This window comes from Pseudomonas sp. JAI115 (assembly GCF_014200835.1).
Classification (GTDB): Bacteria; Pseudomonadota; Gammaproteobacteria; order Pseudomonadales; family Pseudomonadaceae; genus Aquipseudomonas; species Aquipseudomonas putida_A.
Genome location: NZ_JACHCY010000005.1, coordinates 75,999 through 102,823, shown reverse-complemented (window position 1 = coordinate 102,823; position 26,825 = coordinate 75,999). Strand labels below are relative to the sequence as shown.

The following is a 26,825-nucleotide window of genomic DNA, read 5'->3' as shown; positions in this document are numbered from 1 at the left end:
CCGTTGGCGAGGGAGCTTGCTGCCTCGCCAACCGCGATCTCCCGCACAGATTGTTTCCGGTTCTGACCGCGTCATATTGTTCAACGCGACCTGTACGATCTGCTCCGCTTCTGTGTGAGAGCTTTCTCTTTGCTTACATTCTGTTCGACTTATCTTGAATACTGATAGGCAGACCTGAAATTGCAGCCTTGATAATTTCGCGTTCTGCTCGGGTGCGTTTGATTTATATATTGATTGTAGAAATAACTTGTTGCCGTTACATGCGTTATCAGTTGTTTTTTAGTTGTTGATTTTGACATGTATTGAAAGTTTTGAAGTTTGAGCTCCGATTCGCCAGAAGTTAGTTTGGCCGCTATGCAAGTGCCAGCGGGCACTTTCGTTACTGGTCAGGGCAAAGGAGCAACTTTCATGCAGGACCGAAGAACTCAAGACGCCAGCGGGTTTGTCAAATTCATCAAACTGTTCAAGCAGGCGGATCTGGAACAGGCCATGTCGGCGTACAGGGGCAGTGAATCCTATCAGTCAGTGTGGCGTTATTATTTTGCCTGTATCGGCTTGCTCGATTCTCCACGACTGATCGAGCCTTTGGCACTGCTCAAGCAGTCGATCGGCCAGTTGATCGGTTCGCCACATAAATACTCGCAATCCGATAGCCAGCCTGCACAGTTGTCGCGCATCTATAACAGCATCCAGGCTTTCGAGACCCGTGTGCAAAACAGCCTGGCGTACGCGAAGAGCACCCCGACTGCGGTGCCGAAGAATCTGCACTTTGTCTGGCTCGGTGGAGGACTGGGCGCGATACAGCGTGACTATCTCAACCTCTGGAAACAGGTGCTGAACGGGCAAGGTTACAGCCTCCATCTCTGGTACGACAGCGACGCATTGTTGGCCTGGCAAACCAACAGGCTGATCGTCGAGGCGGCCAAGGCTGACGCCCTGCAACAAGATGGCAGCGACAGTATTTCCAAAGACCAGTTGGGCACGCTGTACGAAGAACGGGCCATCGTCCTTAAACAACAGATGTCCATGCATATCGATGCCGCACTGGCGCGGGGACTTTCAGCTGATGAAGCACGCGTCGATCTGTTGGCCCGTGCCTATGGGCAGGACGCCGCGCAACTGGAGGCGCTGATCGAGCAAAACCGCCGCAGTCTGCTGGACCTCGCAGGAGACGACCTGCAGTTGCGCGACTTGAACGCCCTGGATACTCCGCTGCAATTACAGGATATCTACGAGCGCGAAATCCGGTTGCGCGGCAATCTGGCAGCTGCTTCCGATGTGGTGCGCGCCGAGGTCGTTTACGAAGAGGGCGGCGGATATGCCGATGTCGATAATCTGCCGCCACTGGTCAAGACCCTGGGAGGCGTTGACATCAGCGGGTTTGATCCCCGGTCACGCGTTGGCGTTCTGCAACTGCTGCTCGATCACAATCGGCACTGGATGCCTGCACGCGAGGCGCTGCGCCACCAGTACACTGATTATCTGGCAAGCATTCCCGAGCAACACCGCGCCGCGCTTGAGACGTTTGCCCGACAAAAACCGGCGCTGAATGAAGTGTTCCAGGCGCCGGCCGAGTTGCTCGTCCGCCCACAGGACTTGCGGGCAGTTGCTGTGCAGAGCTCGCTGAGCAATTCCTTCCTGATGGCCCATGCCCGATCGCCGATGCTCAAAAGCGTGATCGACCGGTTTCGCTTCAATTATGACTTCATCGACCTGACGGCTCGACTGGCGGCCAAGCGCGGCGTTGCGCTGAGCGATTTTTACGGCATGTCGACGCTTGCGCGCGAGGTATTCGAGCAAAACTGCGGCTCGATTGCCGCTCTGTCCTCGATCGAGCATGCAACGGCGAACGAACTGATTCTGGCGGTCGCTGGATATTTCGAAGACGGTATCCGCCCGCAGAGCGAATGGACAATTTTTCTGACTGGCCCGGCCGCGATGCGCGCTGGCATGCGCGATTACGAACGGCACAACTTCGTCCCGCGCGAAGATGAAACAGTGCGCGTCGAGACTGCCATCGAGCCGCTCTGGATGATCAACGACAAGACCGAGGAGGAGCAGGATCACTCGTGGAAAGACAACGCCAGCGATGATGAACAATGGGTTGTCGACGAACAGCAGCGTTGGCGGCAAGGACAGTTCAGTGCCCGCTACAGCGGTGATGTTGCTGCCCTGCTCAAACAACAGACTGTGTTGTTCGAAGAGGGTTGGCCGCTCATCGAGGGACGCCCGGTGTTATTGACGGAGGTCTTGCAAGGGATGATCGACCGACTCGGTGCACCGTTTGTGGCGGCGATGAGGCAAGGTCATAACGGTCCGCTGGTTTTTCCCGAAGGGCCGGGTCTGGGGTTCGACGATCGTCAGGCCATCAAGGCCCAACCCGTCACTCTGCAAGCTCCGGCGTCGCTCAGTGATGCGCGGATTCAGGGGCTGGCGCTGGATGAGTTGCTAAGCGGCATTGCCGAGGGTTCGTTGCAGTTCTTCCAGATCAGTCCCTTGCAAAGGGTAGTGTTGGGACAGATGCTCGGCGTACGCTCACTGGATAACTCAAGCTTCACGCAACTTGCCCCCGAGCTCGACAACCTCGCCAACAGCGTTGCCGAGGTAGGAGCATCGGTGCGTTATGCGGCCATTGAACGCCATCTGTATCAGCATCGGGCGCCGCAATTCATGGCCGGTCTCGCCAGCCATGTCGACCAGCCGATGGTCTCGTCGGACAGCGCGCTAACGTTGAAACGAGCTGCGCTGTCGCAGGCGCACACGCTGTTTCAATGGGGCCGTCATGTTGCCCATATCCAGACCATCGCCACCCGCGAACATCGTGAGCAGGTGATCCTGCGGCTGGGTCAGGTACTGGGGCAAATCGAGGCCAGTGACGTCAAACTGGTGCCGCAGGATCTGTTGCTCCAGGGGCCAGGGGATCCCGGTGGCCGTTGTTACCCGCTGGCGCTGATCATGAGCGCTGCTCTGGAGCACGGCGTGGCGGCGTCGCGACGCTTGCGCGAGCGATTCTTCCTGGCCACCGTCGAGCCGCAGCAGCGCGATTCAATTGTATTTCTGGAGGCGCTCGAGGAGTTGCGCGGCGTGCAGTTGCACGATATCGGCAAGCCGCTGGGGCGGGTCGATCTGCAGCAGCTCGGCACCACGCTGGAGGCGTTCGCCAGCTCGCGCACGCTGATGCTCAACTCGGATAACCACGCCATGCTGGTGGCGAAAACCATCAATGGTGGGCGCGCCACCTATCACTTTTATGATCCCAATTTCGGCGTGTTCGAGTTCGGCCAGCCAGACCAGCTCCAACTGGCACTGACCGACCTTTTCCAGAAACAGGGCATGGCGAAATACTATGCGGCCTATGGCGACGACGCGCGCCCGACATTTGATCTGATCGAGCTGCAGGGGCAAAAGATAGCGGCGCTGGATCTGTCCGGCGGTTTGCGCGTCGGGCAATTGCTGGAATCCGACAATGTGCTGCCGGAGCATACACAGCGACCGATCCGTCGGCGCCTGAACAGTGCTCGCGGCCATTCGCTGGTCAGTAATCCGCACCTGGGGCGCAGCCTGCGCGATCTGGACAGTCATTGGTGGGGACAGCAGATTGCCCAGGCGACTGACGCTCTACAGCACTTGCATGCTGCGGCAAAACCGCTGGTGCCGTTGTTCGAAACCCTGGAGATGACGCCTGCCGGCGAGTACCGGATCAACCTGATCGATCCCTCGCAGGCCGAGCATGTGGTGCAGGTGGTGAGCTCCGATCACCGTCTGCTGCGCATCAGAAATTATCTGTCGGAGCAGTTTTCGGCACTGGGCACCCGAGCCTCGCCACAGATGGCAGAGGCGGGTGCCGTACACACGCTCAATACCGGCTTCACCATCCAGGCACTGATGAACGTCCTGCGTGGACGAGAGGGGGATGACCGCACCCTGACCACCGCCGTGCGTTTGCACGCTTACGTCAATTACGCGCAGCTGGTGCATGGCAATGTTACGGATGTCGCTGGCCTGATCAGTCTGGTAAAAACCGCGCTCAATGAAGAGAAGATCATCGCCCGCACCTGTGCGCCGGTGGTGGGCGAGGCGCTGGGACATGTCGCCAACGAAGGCGTGGGCGCGGTGCTGGGGCTGGCCAATGTCGGTTTCGACATCTATCAATTGGCGACGGCAGACAACGAGATCGAGCGCGCGCAATTCGGCACCCAACTGGCCTTCGACTCCGCCAGTCTGGCGTTGACCGCCGGTGGTCTGGGGGCTGCCACGGCGGGCGCGGCAACAGCGGCCGCCGTGCTCGGTGGAGCCGGGGTGATCCTGGGCGGACTGGCCGTGGGTGTGGCGGCCCTGGCCCAGGGGTTTGCCAGGATCGCTGAGCAGGCGCAGGAGGTCGGGCTGTTCTTCGATGATCTGGAGCGGGCCTGTCGGGGTGTCGGTTATCGTTATGACGACGGACTCGGGGCGTGGGTCGCTCACCCTTCGCTGGTCGTCCAGAGCCTGGACTTCAATCGCACGATGCTGGTGCTCGACAGTCCGAAGGTGTATCGGCTGCGCGACCATTTCGGGGTGCCGGATTTCAATCCGGATGATCAACAAGCGCTCGATCTGCGGCGTGAACTGGGTCTTCCCGGCTACATCCACTTCGATCCGCCGACTACGCAACTGGTCGTCCTGCCGTGTACGCCGACCACGTACTACGGTTACGAATACAAGGCGTTGCCATTCTCGACGCTGCGTCACGACACCGGCTTCGATACCGCCCGCAAGCTGGAGAAGAAGGATGCGGCTGGCCAGCGGCGGTTTCTGTTTTCGTTCTACTCCTTTCCCGTGCACTACATCATCAACCGTCTCGCACCGTCGTATCGGCCAACCGTGATCGAGGTGCGGCTGGATGCCCACGAGCGTGCGCTGGCGGTGCCAATGATGCCGCAGGTCTGGCACGACAAGGTGTCGTACCGCATCGAAGGTGCGGGCGGCGCCTGCTCACTGATCCTCAATCGCGGGGTCAATCTCCAGTTGCAGTCCCCCAGCCTGCAGCAGTGCCGCTGGAATCTGGTAGCCGCCTGGGCCACCGAGAGGGATGTGCGGATCGACGTCGGCGGGGTTCTTTCGGTGGGTGGGGTGAAGGTGACGTTCGGCGGCAGAGGTCGGCATGAGGTCATGCTTCAGCTGACCGGGCGGCAATCGTTCAAGGTCAACCGCAGTGACGGACGACTGGACATTATCGAGCAGAGCGCGCCAGCCGGGGAGAATGAGCAGTCGCTGCTCACGCATTACCAGACACTGGCCCGGGAGCATCGGCTGGTGCTGCCTTACACGCCAGTTCATCACTTTCCGATTCCTTTCGAGCCCGAGAGCCAGCCGCGTCACACCACGGCCTGGTACGACGCTGCCGAGGATCGTTTTCTGTACATCCGCAGTGAAGAGGTACTTGCGGCCGATGAAATGCTGCTGGCGGCGGTGGTCGACGATTCTGCGTTTTTCTATGAGCTGCACAACTACGATATCTGGCAGATCGATGCCGTCAGCGGTTTGCTCAAGTGCCGCTACCGTCTGCTTGTCATGGAGGGGCAGTGCAGCATTCGGCGTATTGAAGTCGATGCGCAGGGCGTGATTCATATCGAACAGCAATGGCTGGGTACCGATCGGCAAGTCACGCAATTCAACTACCTGATCCATGAAGGCCAACTGCAACTGGTGGCAGTTACCCGAGAGATTGACCGTGAGCTGGGCCAGCGAGTGTTCGCCAACCCGACCTTGACGGATTGGTCGGCGGTGCTTGGTCACTATTTCACGTTATCGCCGGTACCCGAACGCGCAGGCGTCAGTACCGTCGACTGGCAACCGGCCGCTTACGTGTCGGTCTGCTGGGCGTTCGATCCGGGCAAACGTGACCTGGTCTGGATTCGCAGCCGTGACCTGTTGTGCATTCATCCGTTTGCCTTCGGGCATGACCGCGGCTGGGTCGATTCGATCAAACAGCTTGGTGATCTGCTGCTTCTGCCGGTCAACGATGAGCACGAGCTGTTTTTCATCTACGACCGGCTGGCGCAAAAGCTGTGCAAGGTGCAACGCAGCGCGTCCGCTGGCAGCGAGCGCTGGCCGGCGCAATGGACACATCAATGGCTGCAGCCCGACGGGTTGAATGACGTGGTGCCGGTACAGGACGGGTATCTGGCCCTGACCGACGACGGTCTGTTCTTCAACCTGACCGCAGAGGGTGAAGTGCATCTGGGTGGCTTGAGTGAGCGCTGGCTCAGGGGGCGCGCACAGTGGTGGCAGGCACTCGAAACGCTGGCGGTGAAGTACCCGGTCAACAGTTTCGCCATTCTGGGTCTGCGCAACGCCGCCGGTGATCGCAGCCTGTGTGCCTGGTATGTGGATAACCGCTTGCTGCTGTGCGATCCGGGGCACGAACGGGAAATGCGCCTGCTCGGGGTCACACCGGACAACCAGGCGGTCTGGCTGTTCGATGTCGCCAGCGGTGAAATCTGCAGTCAGCGGTTCTTCGACAGCCGGCAACTCGAGCCAGCATTCGGCAGCGGCGCCCAGTTACTGGCGAGCGACATGCTGCCGGCACCGCAGGCCGAGTGGGACGACTGGCGGTTCAGCGCCGTGCGCAATGACGGCTCCGGTCTGTACGGGACATCGGTCAACGGCGTGTCACTCAAGCTGCGATATCAGGAAGCTGAAAGGATCATCGGTGTCGATCATCACTGGGCCAGCGAGCACGCGGAACATTTGCCGGAGTCTCTGCAGGCATTGCTGGAGACCGCCGAGCATGGGCCCTACATCGCCGTGGAGTCTGGCGCGGGCAACCTGCAATGGTACGACGTGGCGAATGCACAACTGATTCGTGTAGCAGGCCAGGATCTGCCACACGATTGCGAATTGCTCGGCACCCGCCATCGGCATGTGCTGCTGCACGAACTTCAGGCACACCGCGTACACGTCTACCCCGGTCAGCAGAGCATCGGCCCGTTCGAATACATGCGGCGCGAGGCCGAGGTGTTGGTGGTCGAGGGCCAGAACAAGGTTGAAGACCTGTTGCCACTGATCGCTGATGACGTGAGCTGTCTGGTGTTGCGCCTGGGGCAGGGCGGTGTCACGTATCACCTGTCGAGGGCCTGCTGGTTGCGGCTGGACTCGGTGATTGTCGATTGCCGTCACCCGCTGGGCGAGATCCCGGCGATTCCCGGCAAGCTGGTCTGGGCGCTGGACGCACCGCAAACACTGCAACTGTCGTTTGTCGACGAGCACTTGCTGATTGTCGACCCGGATCGCCAGCACAGCCTGATCCTGCGGGATGTGTGCTCGGTGGATCCGGCGATGCGTGGCGACGTCTTCCTCGGGTTCGAGGGCGGGCGTTCCTATCCGGTATCGAGCCTGGTGCAGAGGCTGCGGGAAATCGTCGAAGTCGATGATGGCGACGGCAGTACAACGCTGGCGCAGTTGCTGGGAGCGGTGCCGGCCTGACGAAAGTCTTCGTTGGGTTTTTTGAAGTTTGTTTTCTCTCTGTGTCGCGACGGTTCATGTCGTCGCGATGGGTTCGTTTGGCCAAAAAAAAGGAAATTGCATTGAGCACTATGGATGAAGTCACGATGGGCAGAGTGTTCGCCGATCTTATTGCGCGCACAGAACTTGAGTCCGTCAGCGGTAGCCTGGGGGAGGCTCCTTTGCGCTACTACGACGGAGCTACGGCGGCTACCAGTCTTGCAGAACAATTGATAGCGATCAGATTGCTCAAGGACGCGATTGAATCAACACAGCTGGACGCCGCGGATGCTCAGGTCAATAAACTGCGCCTGAAACTGGGCGACTACGACCGCCGCTTGAGTGCGACTGTGAAGATGCTCTCCGCTGGCAAACCGATACCGCGCATCATGCATTTTGTCTGGGTCGGTGGCAGTGAGGTCGGGCCGAATCAGCGCGATTACATGAACATCTGGCGCAAGGTACTGGCGTCGCAGGGATATGCATTCAATCTCTGGTATGACAGTGATGCGCTGCTGGCCTTTGAAATGAATCGGGTGATTCTCGACAGTGCCCGTGCGGACACGATGGGGTTAGAAGAGGCCCAAAAGGCAAAACCAACGTTGCTGTCGAGCATGATCGAAGACCGCGCACGGGTACTCAAACAGCAGATGTTCGACTACCTGAATCATCCACGCTGGGCCGGACGCGCAGACGAGGCGCGGATCGACCTGATGGTGCGGGGTTATGGCAAGGAACGTGCGACGCTCGAAGCCTTCCGCCAGAAATGTCTGGATTCGCATCAGGCCATGGTGGGTGAGGACTTGCGCCTGCGCGATGTTCGCCAGGAGTTTGCCAGTCATTTTCTGGCTGACGTCTACCAGCGCGAAGTCGCCATGCGCGGCAACTTTGCTGCTGCCAGTGACGTGGTGCGACTGCAGGCCGAGTTTCTCGAGGGCGGGCGTTACAGCGACATGGATTATTTGCCGCCGCTGATCGAGAGACCGGGCGGCGTGGACATCAGTGGTTTCAGCACAGACGCGAAGATCGGTGTCCTGCAGTTATTGCTCAACCATGACGATACCTTGATGCCGGGGCGCGATCGGCAACGTTATGTCGACAGAACCGGGCATATTCTCGCCGAGCATCTCGAGGCACTGAGCGCATTTGCCCGGAGCAGGCCGGGTGTGGAGCAGATTTTCGCTTCGCCGCAGCCGACGTCTTTACCCCAGGATGCCATCGGGCGCGGCGCGGCCTGGGGCGATCCGTCGGCGAGTGAAATGAATGCCTATGTTCTGGCTCACCCTGGCAGCGGCATGGTCAATGCGAGCATGCACTTGATCCGGACGAACTATGACTGCCTGTATGAGGTTGAGCGCCGCATGAGCCTCGCAGGCGTGACGCCATCAGATGTGGCGGCAGTCCTGGATATTACAGTCAAGGTCGTACTTGAAGCCCAGGCTGACGGGCGCTTGCCAAGTTCGTCTGGCTATTCCCCCGACCGACTCGTAAGGGCCATCGCCGGTTATTATCAGGACGGAATTCGTCTCGACGCTTTGGGCACTATCGACATGACCGGACCAGGTGCGCTTGAAAGCGGTGTAGTCGGCTATGTCGAAAGAGACATGCAGCATGAGCAACTGCCCACGATTCGCAAACACCTGAAGCAGGTCGAGGGCTTCAACGTCTTCACCGAAGAGGAAATGATCTCCGGTTGGGCCGTGAAAGGCACCCCCGAAGACTGGCTGGCAAAAGAACATGAGAAGTGGAACTCGGGCAAGCTCAAGTCGCGCTACGCCGGTAATCTTGCCGATTTGCTGAAAGAGCGGACTCTCACGTTCAAACTGGGCTGGCCGGTCATCGAAGGCAAACCGGTGTTGCTGACCTCGGTCCTGCAGCAACTGCTGGATGATCTGGGTGAGCCGTTTGTACGGGCCATGAATGACCGCTTGACCGGTGATGTGACGTTCAACGTCCCCATCCGCCTCGATTTTGATGCTCGACAGCAGGTGCTGAACCAGACAGTCGACAAAGCTCCAACGTCCATGGGGGCCGAGTCACTGGGTAATCTCAACGAGGCCTTGGCGCGCATCGCGGCGGGCAAGTTGCCGCTGGATCAGTTGAGCCCGTTGCATCGGGTGATGTTCGGCGGCCTGTTCGGTGCCGCAACACTGGATCAGGTCGGGTTCGCAGACGCCTGGGCAACCACCGTCGCCTTTGCCGAAGATACGCGCGACCGTGGCCTGGTCGCGCGCTACGAGGTGATCGAACAGACACTGCTCAATCGCGATCCTGCACCGGTGGAGGCACGAGTCAATGCATCGGAGCGCGAATCGCTCGGGCAGAACTCCAGGGTGCTGAAGGCGCAGGCATTTGCCGAACCGATCAGCGTGCGGCAATGGCGCGAGTACGTGAGTCGGGTCGAAGTCGCCGCCATGAATGAGCGACGGGCGTCGATCCTTGCGCGGGGTGCGGCAGTGCGCGAGGCGTTCTTCGAGGCGGGTGCGCATACGGCCAGACAATTGCCGCAGGATTTGTTGTTGCGCGGTGCGGGGGATCCGGGCCGACGCTGCTATCCACTGGCGCTGGTGATGGCCGCCGCGCTGGAGAAAGGCGCCTCGGCCGAGCGCGCGTTGATCGGCAAACTGGCGATTGCCAATCTCACTCCCGACGCACCGCAAGCCCATGCCCTGCTCAAGGTGCTGGACGAGTTGCGTGGCGTACCCATGGCGCGATTCGGCGAGAAGAGACCGGCGGCGAACCTGGCCACTTTGATGCAGACGCTGGAAGCGAAAACCGCTGCCGGCAGCCTGCTGCTCAACACAGACAATCATTCGATGCTGGTGAGCAAGGTTGTGGTGCAAGGCGAGACATCCTATCGCTTCTACGATCCCAACTTCGGGCTGTATGCGTTCGCCCGGATCGAGGATCTGCAACAAGGCGTCCAGCGCTTCATGCAGGAGGAAGTGATTGCCAGGCTTTATGGTCTGGAACGGGGGGCTGCCAGCGTTTTCGAGGTCATCGAACTCGACGGCGCAAGCATTGCGGGTAAATCGTTGCCTTCGGAAATTAGCGTTGAGCATTTGCTCAGCAGTGATCCGCTGGGTGGCGGGCGTGCCGTCGAACCCTGGAGTCAGCATGCCGCCTTGCGCGCGCGTTCCTTGTCAGAGAACGCGCGTCTGGGACAGGCGCTGAGCAGTGTGGACAGCCACAAGTGGGCGCGGACGATCGAAAGCGCGACCCTGCGGTTACAGGACCAGCATCAACTGTCTCGTGACTTCGTTCCGGTGTTCGACTCCCTGAAGAGCACTGCGCAAGGGCGCAGCGAAATCACCCTGGTCAGTGCCAGTGATCCGCAGCGCACACGCACAGTGCAGTCCGATGACACGCGCCTGCAAGGGATCAAGTCTTACCTGAGCGATACGTTTGAAGCGTTGTCCGGCAGACGCGCGGGGGCGCCAGTGATCGATCCGACGGATGTCGGTGCGGTGCACACGCTCAACGCCGGATTTGCCATTCAAGCCCTGCTGCTCGGCTTGCAGAGCGCAGAGTCCGGGATGGGGTCGACCGCGTTGACGTCGGCCGTACGTATCCACGGTTACCTGGCCTACGCGCAGATGGCTCACGGGCTGGTGGTCGACGCAGTACAACTGCTGAATCTGGTGCGTCATGCGTTTACCGACGGTCTGCGGGTGGCCAAAACCACCTCGTCGATTGTCAGTAATGCACTGGGCAACGTCTTGAACGAAGGTGTCGGCACCGTTTTGCAGCTGGCCAGCATCGGCTTCGACATTTATCTGTTGGTCAATGCCCAAAACGATATCCAGCGTGCGGTCTATGCCACGCAGCTGGCCTTCGATTCAGCTGGGCTGGCGCTGGGTGTTGGCGCTTTGGGCGCCGGTGTTGCCGGTGCGGGCACGGCGGCGGCCTTCCTCGGCGGCGCCGGGGTGATTCTGGGCGGGCTGGCGGTGGGCATCGGCGCCCTGGTCGAGGGGTTCAGCGCCAGGGCAGAACGTGGAAGACGGATCGGCCGGTATCTGAATGATGTGCATTCGGCCTATCGACCGCAAAGCCATTCGGTGCAAGGCGATACCTACATTGCCAATCCTTGTGCGGTCTATACCGGGCTTGATTTGCGCAAAGGGCTCATTACCTTCGGCGGCCACAAAATTTTCGCCGCGGAAGATTACTCCTTTCTGCATAAGCCGAGGATCGTCGGGGATCGCAGCAAGGCATTCAGCATTCGAGAGGCCCTCGACCTTCGCGACTCGATTTCCTTCGATATGGCGCCGGGTATTGAAAGCGTCGTGCTGCCGAGTGTGCCGGAGTGCTTTCTGGGCTTCGTCCATGAAGGTCTGCCATTTGCGACAACGCTCACAGAAAACATGGAAACGGCTTTGGCACTGGAAAAATACAAGCTGGCAGGCAAGCGGCAATTCTGGTTCAGCTTTTACCAGGCACCGACCGAGTACATCATGGAAAAAATGGTGCCCAACTACGAGGAAACCCGCGTCAGTGTTGCGATTGGCCCTGATCAGCGTTTTCTGCACGTCCCCCCATTGCCGCAGGAGGTGCACGGTTACCTTTGCTATGACATCGATGCCACTGGCGGGCACTGCTCGATCACCCTGACCGAGGGCGTCAAGTCGTTGCGGCTGCAGGTTTCCTCCGATGATCCAATGACGTGGTCATTGCGTGCCCCATGGGTGAGTGCGGCGGCGGTGAAGCTGGAACAGGATACTTTTCAGTTGGGCTCGATGCGGGTGCAGGTGCCCGCCAGGAGTGTCGTGTATCTGCAACTCGAGGAGGGTTTCTATCAGGTGGGCTGGGCAACGGGAGCGCTGCTTTTCGCTGAGCTCGACGCGCTCAACGATGCCGATGGCTCGGCCACACGCAAGCATTTGCGCGAACTCGCCCGCGCTCATCGTCTGGCCGATGGCCCGACGGTCATCCGCAACTATCACGATGCCCTGACTGGTGTTCGTACCACGGCCTGGTACGACCACACCGAAGATGCCATGCACTTGGTGCGCGGACTGGACCCACAGTATGCGGCGCAGATCTGCATCGGCCCGAAGATCGGCGAGGAGATGTTTTATTACTGCCCGGCGCAGGGAATCATCTGGCGTACGGATCTGGTCACCGGGCAGATCAAACGCACTTACCGGGTGATGAAAATACATTCATCAAAAAACCCCTGCATTGTTTCGATTCAGGCGACGCCAGAGGGTTTGCTGCAGGTGGTCCAGCGCTTTGAAGACATGTGGAAAAGCTTCTACAAGCTGACTTACCTGCTCGGCGAAGACTACCTCGCCCTTACTGCGATCTCCGATATGAATTCAGACCATCCGTGGATCATTCGCGAAGGACGCGACAATGTTTCGGATTTCCTCCGACGGCACGACTACCCATACCATGAGGTACTTGATGACCAGAGAGTGGAATTCACACTGGGCGCAATGATTACGATCGACACCTTCGACGAGAATTTGCGCAAAGCCACCCGAGCCTGGGTGCGCAGTGAAGATGAGCGCGTCATTCGGCCTGTGCTGCGCAATACGGAAGGTACACCTGACTTTCTCGATTGGGTGCTGCTTGATCCGCTTCAATCAAGCGGCGATACAGTGTTGTTTCATCATCTTGGCCATCGCCTTGTTTATCGACAGCACATCGGCGCAGCGGATCAGATGCCCGAGATGTTTGCACAAAGTGTCTTGCACCTTGAGGTGCAGCATGTGCACCGCCAGGGCGGACAATACGTCATCCTCACTGACGAAGGCATGCTGTTCCAGATGAATGACGACGGCCAGACGCGGCTGGTGGGACTCAATCACGCATGGCTGTCGGCCCGCCAGCAGCGCACTGGGCAAGGGTTCAAGTGGTGGGAAACGGTCGGGACCAGCATTCAGAACGAATCCGCCGATGGCGTGGAAGTCGGAGGTATCAGCGATGCAACGGGCAAGACATCGCTGTATGTCATCTATCTGGATCAGCAATTTCTGATTGCCGACACAGCGGGCAAAGCCATGCGCGTGTTGAGGCTGACGCCAGATAAAAAAGCGGCGTGGATGATGGACTGGGCATCCGGACGAATCTATCGTCAGCCCTTCATGGCGCCTGAAAGCCTGGCGGCGGCATTCGGTTCGGGGACACGTCTGCTGCAGGCGCACTTGCTGGCCCCGATGCAGCGAGTCATGCCGCGGGACACTTTTGCCTGGGCCGTGCCCAATGGAGCCGGCCTGCACGTCCGCCGGCATGACCACGTGCTGTTCAACCTGGTCGATGGCGAGCCACCGCGTATCGTCGGTGTGGAAGTCGAATTCTTCAATGGCCTGGCGTCTCGTCAGGCGCGCGAGCAAAAGTTGGCGCGACTGCTTGCCGGTCAGCGTAGCGGTCCTTACCTCTTTGCGGGCAGGAGCGATAATCTTTGCAGCTGGTATGACGTCGCAGCCGGCCGTCTGCTCAGTGTCGCGGTGTCAGGACGTGAATGGCCACAATATCTGGGCGTGGCGAACGATCAGACCCTGGTGCTGCATGACCCTGTAACGGGCCGACTGTTCAGCAATACCAGTGAAGACATTACCCCCATCGATATATGGATGACTGTGGAAGCGGTCAGCCGGATTGCAGATACGCTGGTTATCGACGGTATTGGCTCATCGGGCAGGATTGTAGCGATTCCGGATGGCGTCGATACACTGGTACTCAAGTTTGCGAAATCTGCAGATTACCTTTCACTGGCCCGACAGACTTGGGATCGGCTTGATTGCCTGATTGTCGACGCCGAGGAAGCAGGCATTCATCTGGCGTTGACACTGGAGCCGATGCAGCGATGGCTGGTCTCGAGGTCCGACGGCCATTTGCTGCTGACGGATCCCGATTCGGGAAGCAGCATCATCTTGCGCAATGCCACGAGCCTTGATGCGGCACGGCAACAGCAGGTGACATTCGGGATTGCGTTACCTGACGAAATCTCGGTGACCGTTAGCCTGGAGGAGCTGATGAGTGCGATGGCCACGGAACCCCTGCTGGAACTCGGCGCGCTGATCGGGCTGTCCATCGACCAGTAAGCCATTGCGAGCTGGCAGATCAGACCGAGCTGCGGAGATTTTTCTCCGCAGCCCTTTTCGTTCAGGACACCAGATAGCCCTTGATCCCGGTAAAGATGATCTGCGCCGCCAGTGCGCAGACGAAAAGGCCCATCAGCCGGCTGACGATCTGCAGGCCCTGATCGCCGAGCACCCGCTCGATGTGATTGGACAGATACAGCACCACCCCTACGGTGAAACTGGCCAGGGTGATGCTCATGATCGCGGTCAGTTTGTCGTCCCAGTGCGGCTGACTGACGCCCATCACCAGCAGGGCGCCAATGGTGCCCGGGCCGACGGTCAGCGGGATGGTCAGCGGGACGATCGTCACGTCCTGTTGCACGTTGTCACTCTGCACGACCGGCTTGCCCTGAGCCATGCCCAATGCCGAGATGAACAGCACGCTGCCGGCACCGATGCGGAATGCGTCCGCAGTGATCCCGAATACATCGAAAATCACCCGCCCGAACAGATAAAGCAAGACGCTGGAGATCAGAGTGGCGATCGCCACTTTCCAGGCCAGGCGCCGCTGTTCCTTGCGCGAGTAGCCACGAGTCAGGCTGATGAAGCAGGACAACACGAAGAACGGGCTGTAGAGCACCAGCATCTTCAGGTAAACGCTGAATAACACGTGGAGCATGAGGGCGACTCGCATCCGGAGAGTGATGACGGCGAGTCTATCAGTCGGTTAGTTGCTTGTGTGCGCAGAAGATGCTGCGCACGGCTGTTCATTTTTCCGGATTTTATTTTGATCGTTGTGTTGTTCTTCTTTGTTAGTTGTTTTTTTTGTTTGGATATGATGTTACAGATTCGGGTTTGTGGTTGTATGTTTGTTTGGTTATTGTTTGATCGCAAGTTCAAGAGGAACTTGTCTGATAATTAATAGGGATTTTATTGTGCATAATCAAGCTGTTCGAGAAAGTTATATTGCTGCCTGTGTTAAAGCGATTGAAGAGTGTGAAATCGACGACCAGTTGGTTATTCGCCCTCGCGCCCTGATGGCTGTAGGTGACGACGTAGAAGCACCGTCGAAGGGCTCTGTTGTGGGAGAAGGTTCGCTGGGCTTCGCGGGCGGAATCAGCGCCCAAAACCGATCCGATGCGGAAAACGCCTTCCTCTTTGCCACGCTTGCAGCCAAATACAGTACCCGGCCGAAGAGCAGGGTAAAGAGTGGTATCTGCGTTTTCGTGAGGTGATGACCCAGGCCGGCTGGACGCCAGTCACCAAGTATTACAGCGACTTGGACGTCGCGGGCACCAGCGTGCGTATGGATAAGCTGGTACTGGAAATTCTCGGCTCCGTGGTTGCCGGCGCTGCACTGCCAGGCCCGGCTACGGCGTTGATGCTCAAGGTGGCGGGAGATGCGATTGCCGCCCTGCAAAAGCGTGATACTGCTGCGCTGACGGCTTATGAGCGCAATCTGCTGCAACACGGTGTGGGTGGAATTTCCGCGGGTGCGTGCGTTGAAGTCAACGGTGAGGCGATCATGGCCCTGGGCAGCGTGCGTTTCCAGCGCAAGAATACCTCTACCAAAGTGCTGTTTGTCGATGTCGACGTGCGTAATGTAAACCTGTATCGAGGCGAAACCGTATTTGTCAAAAACACATTAAAAGCTGATTCGGTTCGTGAAACTATTAACAATAAACTCATCGCTCACAGTGACAAGATTGTCGATATTGAAATTTGATTGATCAAAAAAAGGCAGCCGGTTTCGGCTGCCTTTTTTGTTATCGGGAGCAATGATATGAATGACGAATATTCAGTATTGATTGTTGGCGGCGCCGTTGTGCTGGTTCCGGTAACGGAGGAGCTGGCGCACTATGACGATTTGATCGAGTGTCTGTTGCTGGCGCAATTGGCGGCCAATAAAAAAATCGAAAAGACGCCGGAGATCGACTGGTATGGCGCGTATGTGCAGTTGCTGGATAACTATTGGCTGCGCCACTCCAGAGCTCGACGGCAATGGTCCATCGGAAAGGATAACCTCGAGTCGCTCGGTGATTGGGTCATCGCCGCGATGTTCAGCGACGCTGTGGATAACAGTGGCGCTGCATCTGTAGCGCTGCGACGTCTGGCAGGCCTGTCCGGCACCGAGCCGGCCATGGTTTTGCTGCGCAGGCACATCCAGAAGAGCATCCTGGCGTCCGAGTCCGGAGATGGGCTTGCGTCCGCCACGGCTGTGCGCCTGCTGGTGGTCGTCGCGAATACGCCGACCTCCTTGACCAGTGTCTATCTTGAGCTTGCGACTGATCGGGTGCTTGGCGGCAACCTCCTGGCCGAGCTGTTTCAGGCCGAGGATGTGCGCGGCGACGTGTGCATGCGTTACGCCGGTGCCTACTTGTCTGAGACCCTCTATGCTCCGGCACGCGCCGCCGTTGCCCTGAAAATCAGGGACAGGATGAAGGACAACGTTGTGCGGTTGACGTTGCCCGATGAAGGGGCAGTCAGACAGCTTTGCGCAGCCGATTGAGGCGCACCCAGACAGGCCTGCTTAAAAGGTCGACGCCGTACGGTTCTGCTGATCGCGCTGGGCTACCCAGTGTTCGATCAGCTCGCGCAGTTGCGACAGCTCCACCGGTTTGGCCATGTGGCCATCCATCCCGGCCTGACGCGCACGTTCCTTGTGTTCGGCGAGGATGTGCGCGGTCAGCGCGACGATCGGCGTGCGTATACGCTGATTGCTGACCTCCCACGCCCGTAGCTGCTGGGTCGCCGAGAAGCCATCGAGAATCGGCATTTCGCAGTCCATCAGCACCAGATCGTAACGCTGGGCTTTCATCGCCTGCAGGGCCTCTTCGCCGTTGCTGGCGGTGTCCGGTTGCAGGTTGAGTTTGCCGAGCATGCCGCGAATCACTTTGGTCGAAATCGTGTTGTCTTCGGCGACCAGAATGCGGAAATCGCTCGGCACCTTGGCCGCCGTAGCGGGAGTGACCACTTGCGGCTGGAACACTACCTGACCTTTATTGCGCTGGTTCAACTCGTCGGCCAGCGTGGTCTTGAGCGTGTAGCCGGCCACCGGTTTGGCGAGGATGCGTTTGATCCCGGAGTTGCGCGCGATGATCTTGCTCGGCGCGTTACTGATGCCGGTGAGCATGATCAACAGGATGTCGTGATTGAGGCTCGGGTCTTCCTTGATCTTGGCCGCCAGTTGCATGCCGGTCATGCCGGGCATGTTCTGGTCCAGCAGCACCACATCGAAGTAGTCGCGCAGGTGCGCCTTGGTGCGCAGCAGCGCCAGCGCTTCCTTGCCCGATGGCACGGCGCTGACGTTCAGACCCCAGGCGCTGCATTGCTGCACCAGCACTTTGCGGCAGGTATCGTTGTCGTCCACCACCAGCACGCGCGCACCTTGCAACGGGCCGTCGAGGTCGGAGGTCGGGTGTTCCAGACGATCCGGGTCCAGTGGCAGGGTCAGCCACAAGGTGCTGCCCTGATTGGTGCCGCTCTTGATCCCGAACTCGCCGTGCATCAGGCGGATCAGTTGCCGCGCAATCACCAGCCCGAGGTTGCCACCCAGACGGTTGGCCGAGAGGAAGTGTTTGCTGTGCAGTTCGGCGTGCAGCAACGCATCGCGCTCTTCCGCCTCCATTGGCTGACCACTGTCCTGCACGGCGATGCGCAGGCGCGGTTTGACGCTGCGCTCGTCGAGGGCGACGACGATCAGCACTTCGCCTTCGTCGGTTTTCTTCAGGGCGTTTTCCAGCAGGCTCAGCAGGGTCTGGCGCAAGCGGGTCGGGTCGCCGCTGATCACGCGCGGCACTTGCGGCTGGATGAAGCTGATCAGCTCGACGTTCTGCTGTTCGGCCTTGGCCCGGTAGATGCTCAGGCAGTCGTCGATCAGCGCGTTGAGGTCGAACTGCACATCGTCCAGTTCGATCTGTCCGGATTCGAGCTTGGAGATGTCGAGGATCTCGTTGATCAACGTCAGCAGTTCGTTGCCGGCACTGTGGATGGTTTGCACGTAATCGCGTTGCTTGACCGAAAGTGGCGTGCCCAGCAGCAGCTCGGTCATGCCCAGCACGCCGTTCATCGGGGTGCGGATTTCGTGGCTGATCTTGGCGAGGAATTCGGCTTTGGCGTTGATCTCGGCATTGCTCGCGGCAAGATCGCGGCTGATGCTGAACCGGCTTTCGGTGATGCTGCGCTGGCGTTCACCCAAGGCGATGCTCATCAGCAAGCCACTGATGCAGATGAAACCCATCAGGGTCATGATCAGGCCTTGCGGCGCCACCAGGGTCAGCCCCAGCAGGGCCGGCAAAATAATCAGCGTACCGATGTTGAACACCACCATCCCGGCAACGAACAGCCGCGCCGGACGGTAGCCCTTCTGCCAGTGATAGAAGCCGACCAGCAACATGCTCAGACCGGCCAGCGCCACCAGCGCGTAGGTGATGATGTTCAGCGGCAGGGTGTTGACAAACAACAGCAGCAGGCTGCAGATGACGATGAACAGAATGTCGCCCAGCAACAGTTTGTTCAGCGGGTGCGGGCCGAGCGGGGCGAAGAAGCGCAGGGCGAACATCAGCCCGGCCGGGGCGGTCAGCAATAACGCCAGATAAGCGCCCGGGGTCTGGATCGCGTGCCAGTTCGGCAACCAGGGCCCTGCGAGGTTGAGCAACAGCAACAGGCTCAGGCCCAGCAGACCTTCGCAGACCGCCAGCCACAGGCTGCTGCGTGAGCGCGAGTAGGCGTAGCGCACGAGGTTGTGCAGCAGCAGCATGCCGAGGCAGCCGAACAGCAGACCGAAGATCAGCGTCTGGTTCTGGTTGGCGGCACTCATCACCGCCGATTGCAGGGTGATGTGCGGGCGCAGTTGATGGTCGGAAACCATCCGCAGATAAACGTCGAGGGACTTGTCGCTTTGCGGCAGCGGCAACAGGAAGTCGCTGCTCGGCAGTGGCCGCTCGACCTGTGGCTGCTGGGTGCCGGAGGTGCGTTGCTCGATCAGCTTGTCGCCGTCCAGCACGTAGAGGCTGAGGTTGGACAGGTCCAAGGCGAAGATTCGCAGCACTTGCTCGTGCTTGCCCGGTGCCAGTTTGAAACGCAGCCAGAGTGCGCCATCGGGCTCGGCCGCCGTGAGGCGATCAAGTTCGATAGGGCTGAATTGATTGGTGTAGCGCGCCGAGCGGATGTCGCTCAGTTGCAGATTGCCCTGATCGTCAAGCAATACCGACCAGCCACTGCCTTGCGCGGCCAGAGCCGGAAGCATGCAGAGCAAGGTCAGCAACGTGACGGTGAAGCTTATGGCAATCCTGAGCCAGCGCACGGCGAAATCCCTTCGTAGGTTGATGCCAGAATATAACGATGCGCGGCGGCGGAACAGCCCGGCGAGGGACTGCATCCCGCGCCGGACGTGAAGGACAGCTTATTCCTGGGTTTCGCCACGTTCACGGGCAATGGCGCGGTAGCCAATGTCCTTGCGGTAGAAGCAGCCTTCCCAGTCGATGGCGGCGGCCAGCTTGTAAGCTTGCTGCTGCGCTTCGCTGACACTGGCGCCCATGGCGGTGGCGCAGAGTACGCGACCACCGGCCGTCACCACGTTGCCATCCTTCAGCGCCGTACCGGCGTGGAAGACTTTGCCTTCCAGGCCTGCGGCTGCGTCCAGACCGTTGATCGCCGCCCCCTTGGCATAGTCGCCCGGGTAGCCGCCGGCGGCCAGCACGATGCCGACGCTCGGACGTGGATCCCACTGCGCTTCAACCTTGTCCAGCGCTTGCGCCAGAGCGGCTTCGACCAGCAGCACCAGGCTTGACTGCAGACGCAGCATCACCGGTTGGGTTTCCGGGTCACCGAAGCGGCAGTTGAATTCGATGACTTTCGGGTTGCCGGCCTTGTCGATCATCAGACCGGCGTACAGGAAACCGGTGTAGACGTTGCCTTCTTCGGCCATGCCGCGCACGGTCGGCCAGATCACCTGATCCATCACGCGCTGGTGCACGTCGGCGGTGACCACCGGGGCAGGGGAGTAGGCACCCATGCCGCCGGTGTTCGGGCCGCTGTCGCCGTCGCCAACACGTTTGTGGTCCTGGCTGGTGGCCATCGGCAGGACGTTCTTGCCGTCGACCATGACGATGAACGAGGCTTCTTCGCCGTCGAGGAATTCTTCGATCACCACGCGCGAACCGGCGTCGCCGAAGGCGTTGCCGGCGAGCATGTCGCGCACGGCGTCTTCGGCTTCGGCCAGGGTCATGGCAACGATCACGCCTTTACCGGCGGCCAGGCCATCGGCCTTGATCACGATCGGTGCACCTTTTTCACGCAGGTAAGCCAGGGCCGGCTCGATCTCGGTGAAATTCTGGTAGTCAGCGGTCGGGATCTTGTGACGCGCGAGGAAATCCTTGGTGAAGGCTTTCGAGCCTTCCAGCTGCGCAGCGCCAGCGGTCGGGCCGAAGCAGTCCAGGCCACGGGAGCGGAACAGATCGACCACGCCGGCCACCAGCGGCACTTCCGGGCCGACGATGGTCAGGGAAACGTTTTTCTCGGCGAAGTCGGCCAGTTGCTCAAGGGCCAGCACGTCGATGGCGACGTTCTCGCACTTGGCTTCAATCGCGGTACCGGCGTTGCCCGGCGCGACGAAAACCTTCTGCACGCGCGGATCCTGAGCCACTTTCCAGGCCAGGGCGTGTTCACGGCCACCGCTGCCAATGATCAAAACATTCATTTCAAAAACCTCAAAAATCTGTCAGGCGCTGCTGGAGCGCTTTATGTGGGAGCGGGCTTGCTCGCGAAAGCGGTGTGTCAGGCAAAACGGCTGTTGCTGACAGATTGCATTCGCGAGCAAGCCCGCTCCCACATTTGGATCGGGTTGTATCAGTGACGGAAGTGGCGCATGCCGGTGAATACCATGGCGATACCGGCTTCGTCAGCTGCAGCGATCACTTCAGCGTCACGCATCGAGCCGCCTGGCTGGATCACTGCAGTGATGCCAACCTTGGCCGCGTTGTCCAGACCGTCGCGGAACGGGAAGAACGCGTCCGAGGCCATCACCGAACCGGCCACTTGCAGACCGGCGTGCTCAGCCTTGATCGCGGCGATACGCGCGGAGTTTACGCGGCTCATCTGGCCGGCGCCGACACCGATGGTCTGACGGTTCTTGGCGTAGACGATGGCGTTGGACTTGACGTACTTGGCGACTTTCCAGGCGAAGATCAGGTCGTGGATTTCCTGTTCGGTCGGTGCGCGCTGGGTCACCACTTTCAGGTCGTCGGTGCCGATCATACCGATGTCGCGGCTCTGCACCAGCAGGCCACCGTTGACGCGCTTGTAGTCCCAGGCCGGAACGCGATCCGCCGACCACTCGCCGCAGGCCAGCAGGCGCACGTTGGCTTTGGCCGCCACAACAGCACGGGCTTCTGCGCTGACGCTTGGAGCAATGATCACTTCCACGAACTGACGCTCGACGATCGCCTTGGCGGTCTCGGCATCCAGTTCACGGTTGAAGGCGATGATGCCGCCGAAGGCCGACTCGGTGTCGGTGGCGTAGGCCAGTTCGTAGGCCTGACGGATGCCGCCCTCGGCGTCCGGGCTCACGGCCACGCCGCACGGGTTGGCATGCTTGACGATCACGCAGGCCGGTTTGACGAAGCTCTTCACGCATTCCAGCGCGGCGTCGGTGTCGGCCACGTTGTTGTACGACAGCTCTTTGCCTTGCAGTTGGGTCGCGGTGGCGATGCCGACTTCAGCAGGCTTGGCTTCCACGTAGAACGCCGCGCTCTGGTGCGGGTTCTCGCCGTAGCGCATTTCCTGGGCCTTGATGAACTGGCTGTTGAAGGTGCGCGGGAATTCGCTGCGGCCTTCGGTGCTCAGGGTTTCGGCAGCCTGATTCACGGTGCCCATGTAGTTGGCGATCATGCCGTCGTAGGCGGCGGTGTGTTCGAAGGCCTTGAGCATCAGGTCGAAACGCTGAGCGTAGGTCAGGCCACCGGCCTTGAGGTTTTGCAGAACGTTGGCGTAATCGCTGGCATTCACCACGATCGCCACGTCTTTATGGTTTTTCGCTGCCGAACGAACCATGGTCGGGCCACCGATGTCGATGTTCTCGATCGCAGTCGGCAGGTCGCAGCCGGGCTTGTTGATGGTGGCTTCGAACGGGTACAGGTTGACCGCAACCAGGTCGATCGGCTTGATGCCGTGCTCGTTCATGATTGCATCGTCGATACCGCGACGACCGAGGATCCCGCCGTGGATTTTCGGGTGCAGGGTTTTCACCCGACCGTCCATCATTTCCGCGAAACCGGTGTAATCCGCGACTTCCACTGCGGCAACACCGTTGTCGCGCAGCAGCTTGAACGTCCCGCCGGTGGAGAGGATCTCGACGCCGAGGGCTTCAAGCTCCTTGGCGAATTCGAGGATCCCGGTCTTGTCGGAAACGCTGATCAAGGCGCGGCGGATCGGCAGGCGGGTAGTCTGGTCGGTCATCTCAATTTCCATCAAAAGCAAAGGAAGTCAGCAAAAAAGGCGACCGGTTTTACGCGGGCGCCTTTCTGGTTTGATTGAATGCTTACAGCAGATCGTACTGCTTGAGTTTCTTGCGCAGCGTGCCGCGGTTGAGTCCGAGCAGCTCGCTGGCCTTGGTCTGGTTGCCCTTGACGTAGTTCATCACGCTTTCGAGCAGGGGAGCCTCGACTTCGGAGAGCACCAGGTTGTACACATCCGTGACGGACGCGCCCTCAAGGTGGGCGAAATAATTGTGCAGCGCCTTCTCGACACTCCCGCGAAGGGTCTGACCTTCTTCGCTCGGGGTATTGAGGTGCTGTTTCAAATTCACGTTGTCGCTCACGGGTGCTGTTCCACTCACTAAAGTCTCGGTCATCATCGTCATGCGGCCACCCCTTCTTCGTCCCCTGTCAGGCTCTTGTAACGCTCGGCGAAGAACTCCCGAACGTTGGCGCATTGTGTTTCCGTACCATCCAAACGATTGAAGTGGGCGCGAAACTCCCTGGCGCCCGGCAAGGTTGCGAGATACCAGCCCACATGCTTGCGGGCAATACGGACGCCCATCACATCCCCATAGAAGGCGTGAAGTGCGGCCAGATGCTCCAGCAGGATGCGTTCCACTTCGCTCAGCTCCGGCGCCGGCAATTTCTCGCCGGTACGCAGGAAGTGTTCGATCTCGCGAAAAATCCATGGCCGCCCCTGGGCAGCCCGGCCTATCAGCAGGCCATCGGCACCGGTCGCGTCAAGCACGTAACGGGCCTTTTCCGGCGAATCGATATCGCCATTGGCAAACACCGGCATCGACACCGCCTGCTTGATCGCGGCAATCGTGTCGTACTCGGCTTCACCGGTGTACAGATCGGCGCGAGTGCGGCCATGCACGGCCAGCGCGGTGATCCCGGCCTGCTCGGCGATCTTCGCCACAGTCAGGCCGTTCTTGTTGTCGCGATCCCATCCGGTGCGGATCTTCAGGGTCACCGGCACATCCACTGCAGCGACGACGGCCTGCAGGATCTCGGTCACCAGTGCTTCGTCTTTCAATAACGCGGAGCCGGCGGCCTTGTTGCAGACCTTCTTTGCCGGGCAACCCATGTTGATATCAATAATCTGTGCGCCCAGTTCGACGTTGGCCCGTGCCGCGTCCGCCAGCATCTGCGCATCGCCACCGGCAATCTGCACCGAGCGTGGCTCGGGATCGCCTTCGTGGATCATGCGCATGCGCGACTTGCGGGTATTCCACAGGCTCATGTCACTGGTGACCATTTCCGAGACTACAAGCCCTGCGCCCAAACGCTTGCACAGCTGACGAAAGGGCTGGTCGGTGACGCCCGCCATCGGGGCGAGAATCAAACCGTTCTGCAATGTATATGGGCCGATGCGTACCGCCGACATAGGACTTCCCTGAAGTGGGGCCGGATCATGAGAGTTCGAAAAAGGGTTGGCATGATACCCGCTCTCGATGACTGGATAAAGGCTGAATTGAACAAAATCTGAACAGTTATTCTGTTATTACCAGCGGTTTGGTAAGCGCGGGCGAAGTCAGAAAACTGCCGTCAAACCTGAAGCGATGAAGCGATTCACTCGGGCGAGTGGAAACTCAGGCTGTAATTCACCGCTTTGGGGCCTGGATCAAGGATATCCAGCGCGATGTGGATCGGCGTCTGCGGCGGCATTTCCGCCATGCCCTCAAGGTCGCCGTTGAGGTATTCGCCGGGTTTGAAGCGACGACTGGCGATCAGATGACCGTTGAGGTCAGCGAAGCGTAGCTCCAGCAACGGAAATGGCTGGGAGAACGTCGCGCGGTTGTAGATGATCGCATCCACCACCAGCGCCCCGCTGAATTCCGGATGGCTGCGCACCACCAGATTGCTGCTTTTGATTTTGCCGATGTCGACCTTGGACGGCACCGTGCAGCCGATCTGCGGGCAGAACTGCTGAAACCATGGGCGGTACTGATCCTGCCGCGCCAGTTCATCGAAGTGATAGGCAATGTACTGGCCGGCCAGACCGGCGGCGGCCAACAGCACCAGCAGCCCCCAGAGCAGGCGGCGGCCCCAGGGCGAACGGCGTTTCTGCCAGTCCAGTTGCAGCGGGTCGTCGGTCAGGTCCTGCAACACTTCGGCGCGTTGACGTTTTTTGCGCAGCGGTTCGACCGATGGCAAGTCGTCATCGTCCGGCTCGACGTTGGCCGACAGGCGTTCACGACGGGCATTCGGGTCGATCGGGTCGTGCAGGCGCAGTTGCGGGATCGGCGGTTCATCATCCAGATCCACCGGCTCCAGCGACAGGGAAGGCTCGGTGCGCGCGGTGTTTACCGGTTCCGGTTCGACGGCATCTGGCTCGACGTCATCTTCGGGCTCGGGCAGACGTTCATCGTCGCGTGCGCTGAACAGGCTGTCGCGCCACTCCGTTTCATCGGCTTCAGGACTGTCGCGCCGGGCGCTCAGGGACTCTTCGCGCTGACGACCGAATTCGGTGGTCGGCTGGATTTCCCGTTGTTCGAGGCGGGCGAGTTCTTCGTCCAGATCGAGGCTGTCCAGGTCCAGCTCGCTGGCGCTCCATTGCTTTTGGCTGATGGCGCGCGGCGCGGGCGGTTCGTCATTGACGGGCGCTTCGACCACTGGCGGCGGCTCGCTGACCACCGCCTGAGACGGTGCTGGCTGGACAATGGACGGCGCCACCGGAGTGACCGCTTCCTTGCCGGCATGTTGTTCCAGCAGCTGTTTGGCGGCGTTGAACACTTGCAGGCAGGAGCCACAGCGAACCACCCCGCGGGCCACGCTCAACTGAGCATGGCTGACGCGGAAGCTGGTTTGGCAATGCGGGCACTGGGTGACGAAGCTGTCGGTCATGCGGCGATCCGGTTTATGCAGGCGGTCATTCTAGCGCCGACGGCCGGTGATACGCACCCAGCCATCGCGATTGGCGATCGGGTCCAGATCAAAGTCCTGCGCATAGGCGGCAGCGACTTCTTCACCTTGTTCGGCGAGGATGCCTGACAGTGCCAGACGACCGCCGGTTTTCACCAGGCCGGTCAGCTGCGGCGCCAGGGAAACTAGCGGGCCGGCCAGAATGTTGGCCACCAGCACGTCGGCTTTGACCTGCGGCAAATCTTCCGGCAGGTACAGCGGGAACAGCTCGTCGGCAATATTGTTGCGCCCGGCGTTGTCGCGCGAGGCTTCCAGCGCCTGCACGTCGATGTCGGTGCCGACGGCTTCTTTCGCGCCGAGCAGCAGGGCGGCGATCGCCAGAATTCCCGAGCCGCAGCCGAAGTCCAGGACGTTGCAGTCTTTCAGGTCCTGACCGTCGAGCCATTCCAGGCACAGGGCGGTGGTCGGGTGGGTGCCGGTGCCGAACGCCAGGCCCGGATCCAGCAACAGATTGACCGCGTCAGGCTCGGGCGCGGCGTGCCAGCTCGGCACGATCCACAGGCGCTGACCGAAACGCATTGGCTGGAAGCCGTCCATCCAGCTGCGTTCCCAATCCTGGTCTTCGATGACTTCGCTGTGATGCTCGGGCAGCGGACTGCCGGTCAGCAGTTCCAGATGCGCGAGCACCGGCGCAGGCTCGGTGCCGCCCTCAAACAGGGCCAGCAGGTGCGTGTGCGCCCACAGTGGGGTGGTGTTGAGTTCCGGCTCGAAGATAGGCTGATCTTCGGCGTCCATGAAGGTCACCGAAACGGCGCCGACTTCAAGGAAAGCGTCTTCGTAGGTTTCGGCTTGTTCCGGGCTGATGGCGAGACGTACTTGCAGCCAAGGCATGGCGGGCACCTTTGAAAAAATATGATTGCAGCCTAGCGGCCAGCGAGAAGCGCGCAAGTTTACGCGAGCGCGCAGGGTT

General features: G+C 60.0%; 13 protein-coding genes. 5 read left to right on the top strand and 8 right to left on the bottom strand.

What is annotated here, in order from left to right:
* Nucleotides 1–408: 408 nt before the first annotated feature.
* Nucleotides 409–7,464, top strand: coding sequence for a TcdA/TcdB pore-forming domain-containing protein (locus HDC30_RS13895; RefSeq protein WP_183783624.1), 7,056 nt, complete (start codon nucleotides 409–411; stop codon nucleotides 7,462–7,464).
* 110 nt (nucleotides 7,465–7,574) lie between these two features.
* Nucleotides 7,575–14,531: a TcdA/TcdB pore-forming domain-containing protein gene (locus tag HDC30_RS13890; protein WP_260319934.1), complete on the top strand. Its 6,957-nt coding sequence runs from the start codon at nucleotides 7,575–7,577 to the stop codon at nucleotides 14,529–14,531.
* 61 nt (nucleotides 14,532–14,592) lie between these two features.
* Here HDC30_RS13890 and HDC30_RS13885 read toward each other — a convergent pair whose 3' ends face one another.
* Nucleotides 14,593–15,189 carry a MarC family protein gene (locus HDC30_RS13885; protein WP_027613585.1) on the bottom strand — a complete coding sequence of 199 codons (597 nt, stop codon included), beginning with the start codon at nucleotides 15,187–15,189 and terminating at the stop codon, nucleotides 14,593–14,595.
* 256 nt (nucleotides 15,190–15,445) lie between these two features.
* Here HDC30_RS13885 and HDC30_RS29195 point away from each other — a divergent pair, with 256 nt between their 5' ends.
* From HDC30_RS29195 to HDC30_RS13875, 3 genes are read left to right on the top strand one after another with little or no spacing between them, the layout of a single operon-like run.
* The gene (locus tag HDC30_RS29195; RefSeq protein ID WP_260319930.1) at nucleotides 15,446–15,745 is read left to right on the top strand and encodes a hypothetical protein; all 300 of its coding nucleotides are present in this window, start codon (nucleotides 15,446–15,448) and stop codon (nucleotides 15,743–15,745) included.
* Nucleotides 15,745–16,236, top strand: a complete 492-nt coding sequence (locus HDC30_RS29190) for a hypothetical protein (protein ID WP_260319929.1) — start codon at nucleotides 15,745–15,747, stop codon at nucleotides 16,234–16,236. The genes HDC30_RS29195 and HDC30_RS29190 overlap by 1 nt, the downstream gene beginning before the upstream one ends.
* Nucleotides 16,237–16,293: 57 nt before the next feature.
* The gene (locus HDC30_RS13875; protein WP_096794814.1) at nucleotides 16,294–17,019 is read left to right on the top strand and encodes a hypothetical protein; all 726 of its coding nucleotides are present in this window, start codon (nucleotides 16,294–16,296) and stop codon (nucleotides 17,017–17,019) included.
* 21 nt (nucleotides 17,020–17,040) lie between these two features.
* On the opposite strand, the gene HDC30_RS13870 is transcribed toward HDC30_RS13875, so the two are convergent.
* The 7 genes from HDC30_RS13870 to prmA all read right to left on the bottom strand — a co-directional run bounded on the left by HDC30_RS13870 (nucleotide 17,041) and on the right by prmA (nucleotide 26,746).
* Nucleotides 17,041–19,815, bottom strand: a complete 2,775-nt coding sequence (locus HDC30_RS13870; RefSeq protein WP_183783620.1) for a hybrid sensor histidine kinase/response regulator — start codon at nucleotides 19,813–19,815, stop codon at nucleotides 17,041–17,043.
* A 99-nt stretch (nucleotides 19,816–19,914) separates the two neighbouring features.
* Nucleotides 19,915–21,210 (bottom strand): phosphoribosylamine--glycine ligase, encoded by a 1,296-nt coding sequence (gene purD, locus HDC30_RS13865; RefSeq protein WP_003221269.1) that lies wholly within the window; start codon nucleotides 21,208–21,210, stop codon nucleotides 19,915–19,917.
* 149 nt (nucleotides 21,211–21,359) lie between these two features.
* Nucleotides 21,360–22,967, bottom strand: coding sequence for a bifunctional phosphoribosylaminoimidazolecarboxamide formyltransferase/IMP cyclohydrolase (purH, locus tag HDC30_RS13860; RefSeq protein ID WP_183783615.1), 1,608 nt, complete (start codon nucleotides 22,965–22,967; stop codon nucleotides 21,360–21,362).
* A gap of 82 nt (nucleotides 22,968–23,049) precedes the next feature.
* On the bottom strand, nucleotides 23,050–23,370 hold the full coding sequence (fis, locus tag HDC30_RS13855; protein WP_003221275.1) for a DNA-binding transcriptional regulator Fis: 321 nt from the start codon (nucleotides 23,368–23,370) through the stop codon (nucleotides 23,050–23,052).
* Complete coding sequence (dusB, locus tag HDC30_RS13850; protein ID WP_003221277.1) at nucleotides 23,367–24,377, bottom strand: tRNA dihydrouridine synthase DusB; 1,011 nt, start codon at nucleotides 24,375–24,377, stop codon at nucleotides 23,367–23,369. Before dusB ends, fis begins: the two co-directional genes overlap by 4 nt.
* A 185-nt stretch (nucleotides 24,378–24,562) precedes the next feature.
* Nucleotides 24,563–25,837, bottom strand: coding sequence for a DUF3426 domain-containing protein (locus HDC30_RS13845; protein ID WP_183783613.1), 1,275 nt, complete (start codon nucleotides 25,835–25,837; stop codon nucleotides 24,563–24,565).
* 30 nt (nucleotides 25,838–25,867) lie between these two features.
* Nucleotides 25,868–26,746 carry a 50S ribosomal protein L11 methyltransferase gene (prmA, locus tag HDC30_RS13840; protein WP_183783611.1) on the bottom strand — a complete coding sequence of 293 codons (879 nt, stop codon included), beginning with the start codon at nucleotides 26,744–26,746 and terminating at the stop codon, nucleotides 25,868–25,870.
* Between the last annotated feature and the right edge of the window lie 79 nt (nucleotides 26,747–26,825).

Excerpts from the sequence above, each read along its gene's own strand:
- HDC30_RS13895 (WP_183783624.1), top strand. The coding sequence starts at position 409 with ATGCAGGACCGAAGAACTCAAGACGCCAGCGGGTTTGTCAAATTCATC.
- HDC30_RS13890 (WP_260319934.1), top strand. The coding sequence starts at position 7,575 with ATGGATGAAGTCACGATGGGCAGAGTGTTCGCCGATCTTATTGCGCGC.
- HDC30_RS13885 (WP_027613585.1), bottom strand. The coding sequence starts at position 15,189 with ATGCTCCACGTGTTATTCAGCGTTTACCTGAAGATGCTGGTGCTCTAC.
- HDC30_RS29190 (WP_260319929.1), top strand. The coding sequence starts at position 15,745 with ATGACCCAGGCCGGCTGGACGCCAGTCACCAAGTATTACAGCGACTTG.
- HDC30_RS13875 (WP_096794814.1), top strand. The coding sequence starts at position 16,294 with ATGAATGACGAATATTCAGTATTGATTGTTGGCGGCGCCGTTGTGCTG.
- purD (WP_003221269.1), bottom strand. The coding sequence starts at position 21,210 with ATGAATGTTTTGATCATTGGCAGCGGTGGCCGTGAACACGCCCTGGCC.
- purH (WP_183783615.1), bottom strand. The coding sequence starts at position 22,967 with ATGACCGACCAGACTACCCGCCTGCCGATCCGCCGCGCCTTGATCAGC.
- fis (WP_003221275.1), bottom strand. The coding sequence starts at position 23,370 with ATGACGATGATGACCGAGACTTTAGTGAGTGGAACAGCACCCGTGAGC.
- dusB (WP_003221277.1), bottom strand. The coding sequence starts at position 24,377 with ATGTCGGCGGTACGCATCGGCCCATATACATTGCAGAACGGTTTGATT.
- HDC30_RS13845 (WP_183783613.1), bottom strand. The coding sequence starts at position 25,837 with ATGACCGACAGCTTCGTCACCCAGTGCCCGCATTGCCAAACCAGCTTC.
- prmA (WP_183783611.1), bottom strand. The coding sequence starts at position 26,746 with ATGCCTTGGCTGCAAGTACGTCTCGCCATCAGCCCGGAACAAGCCGAA.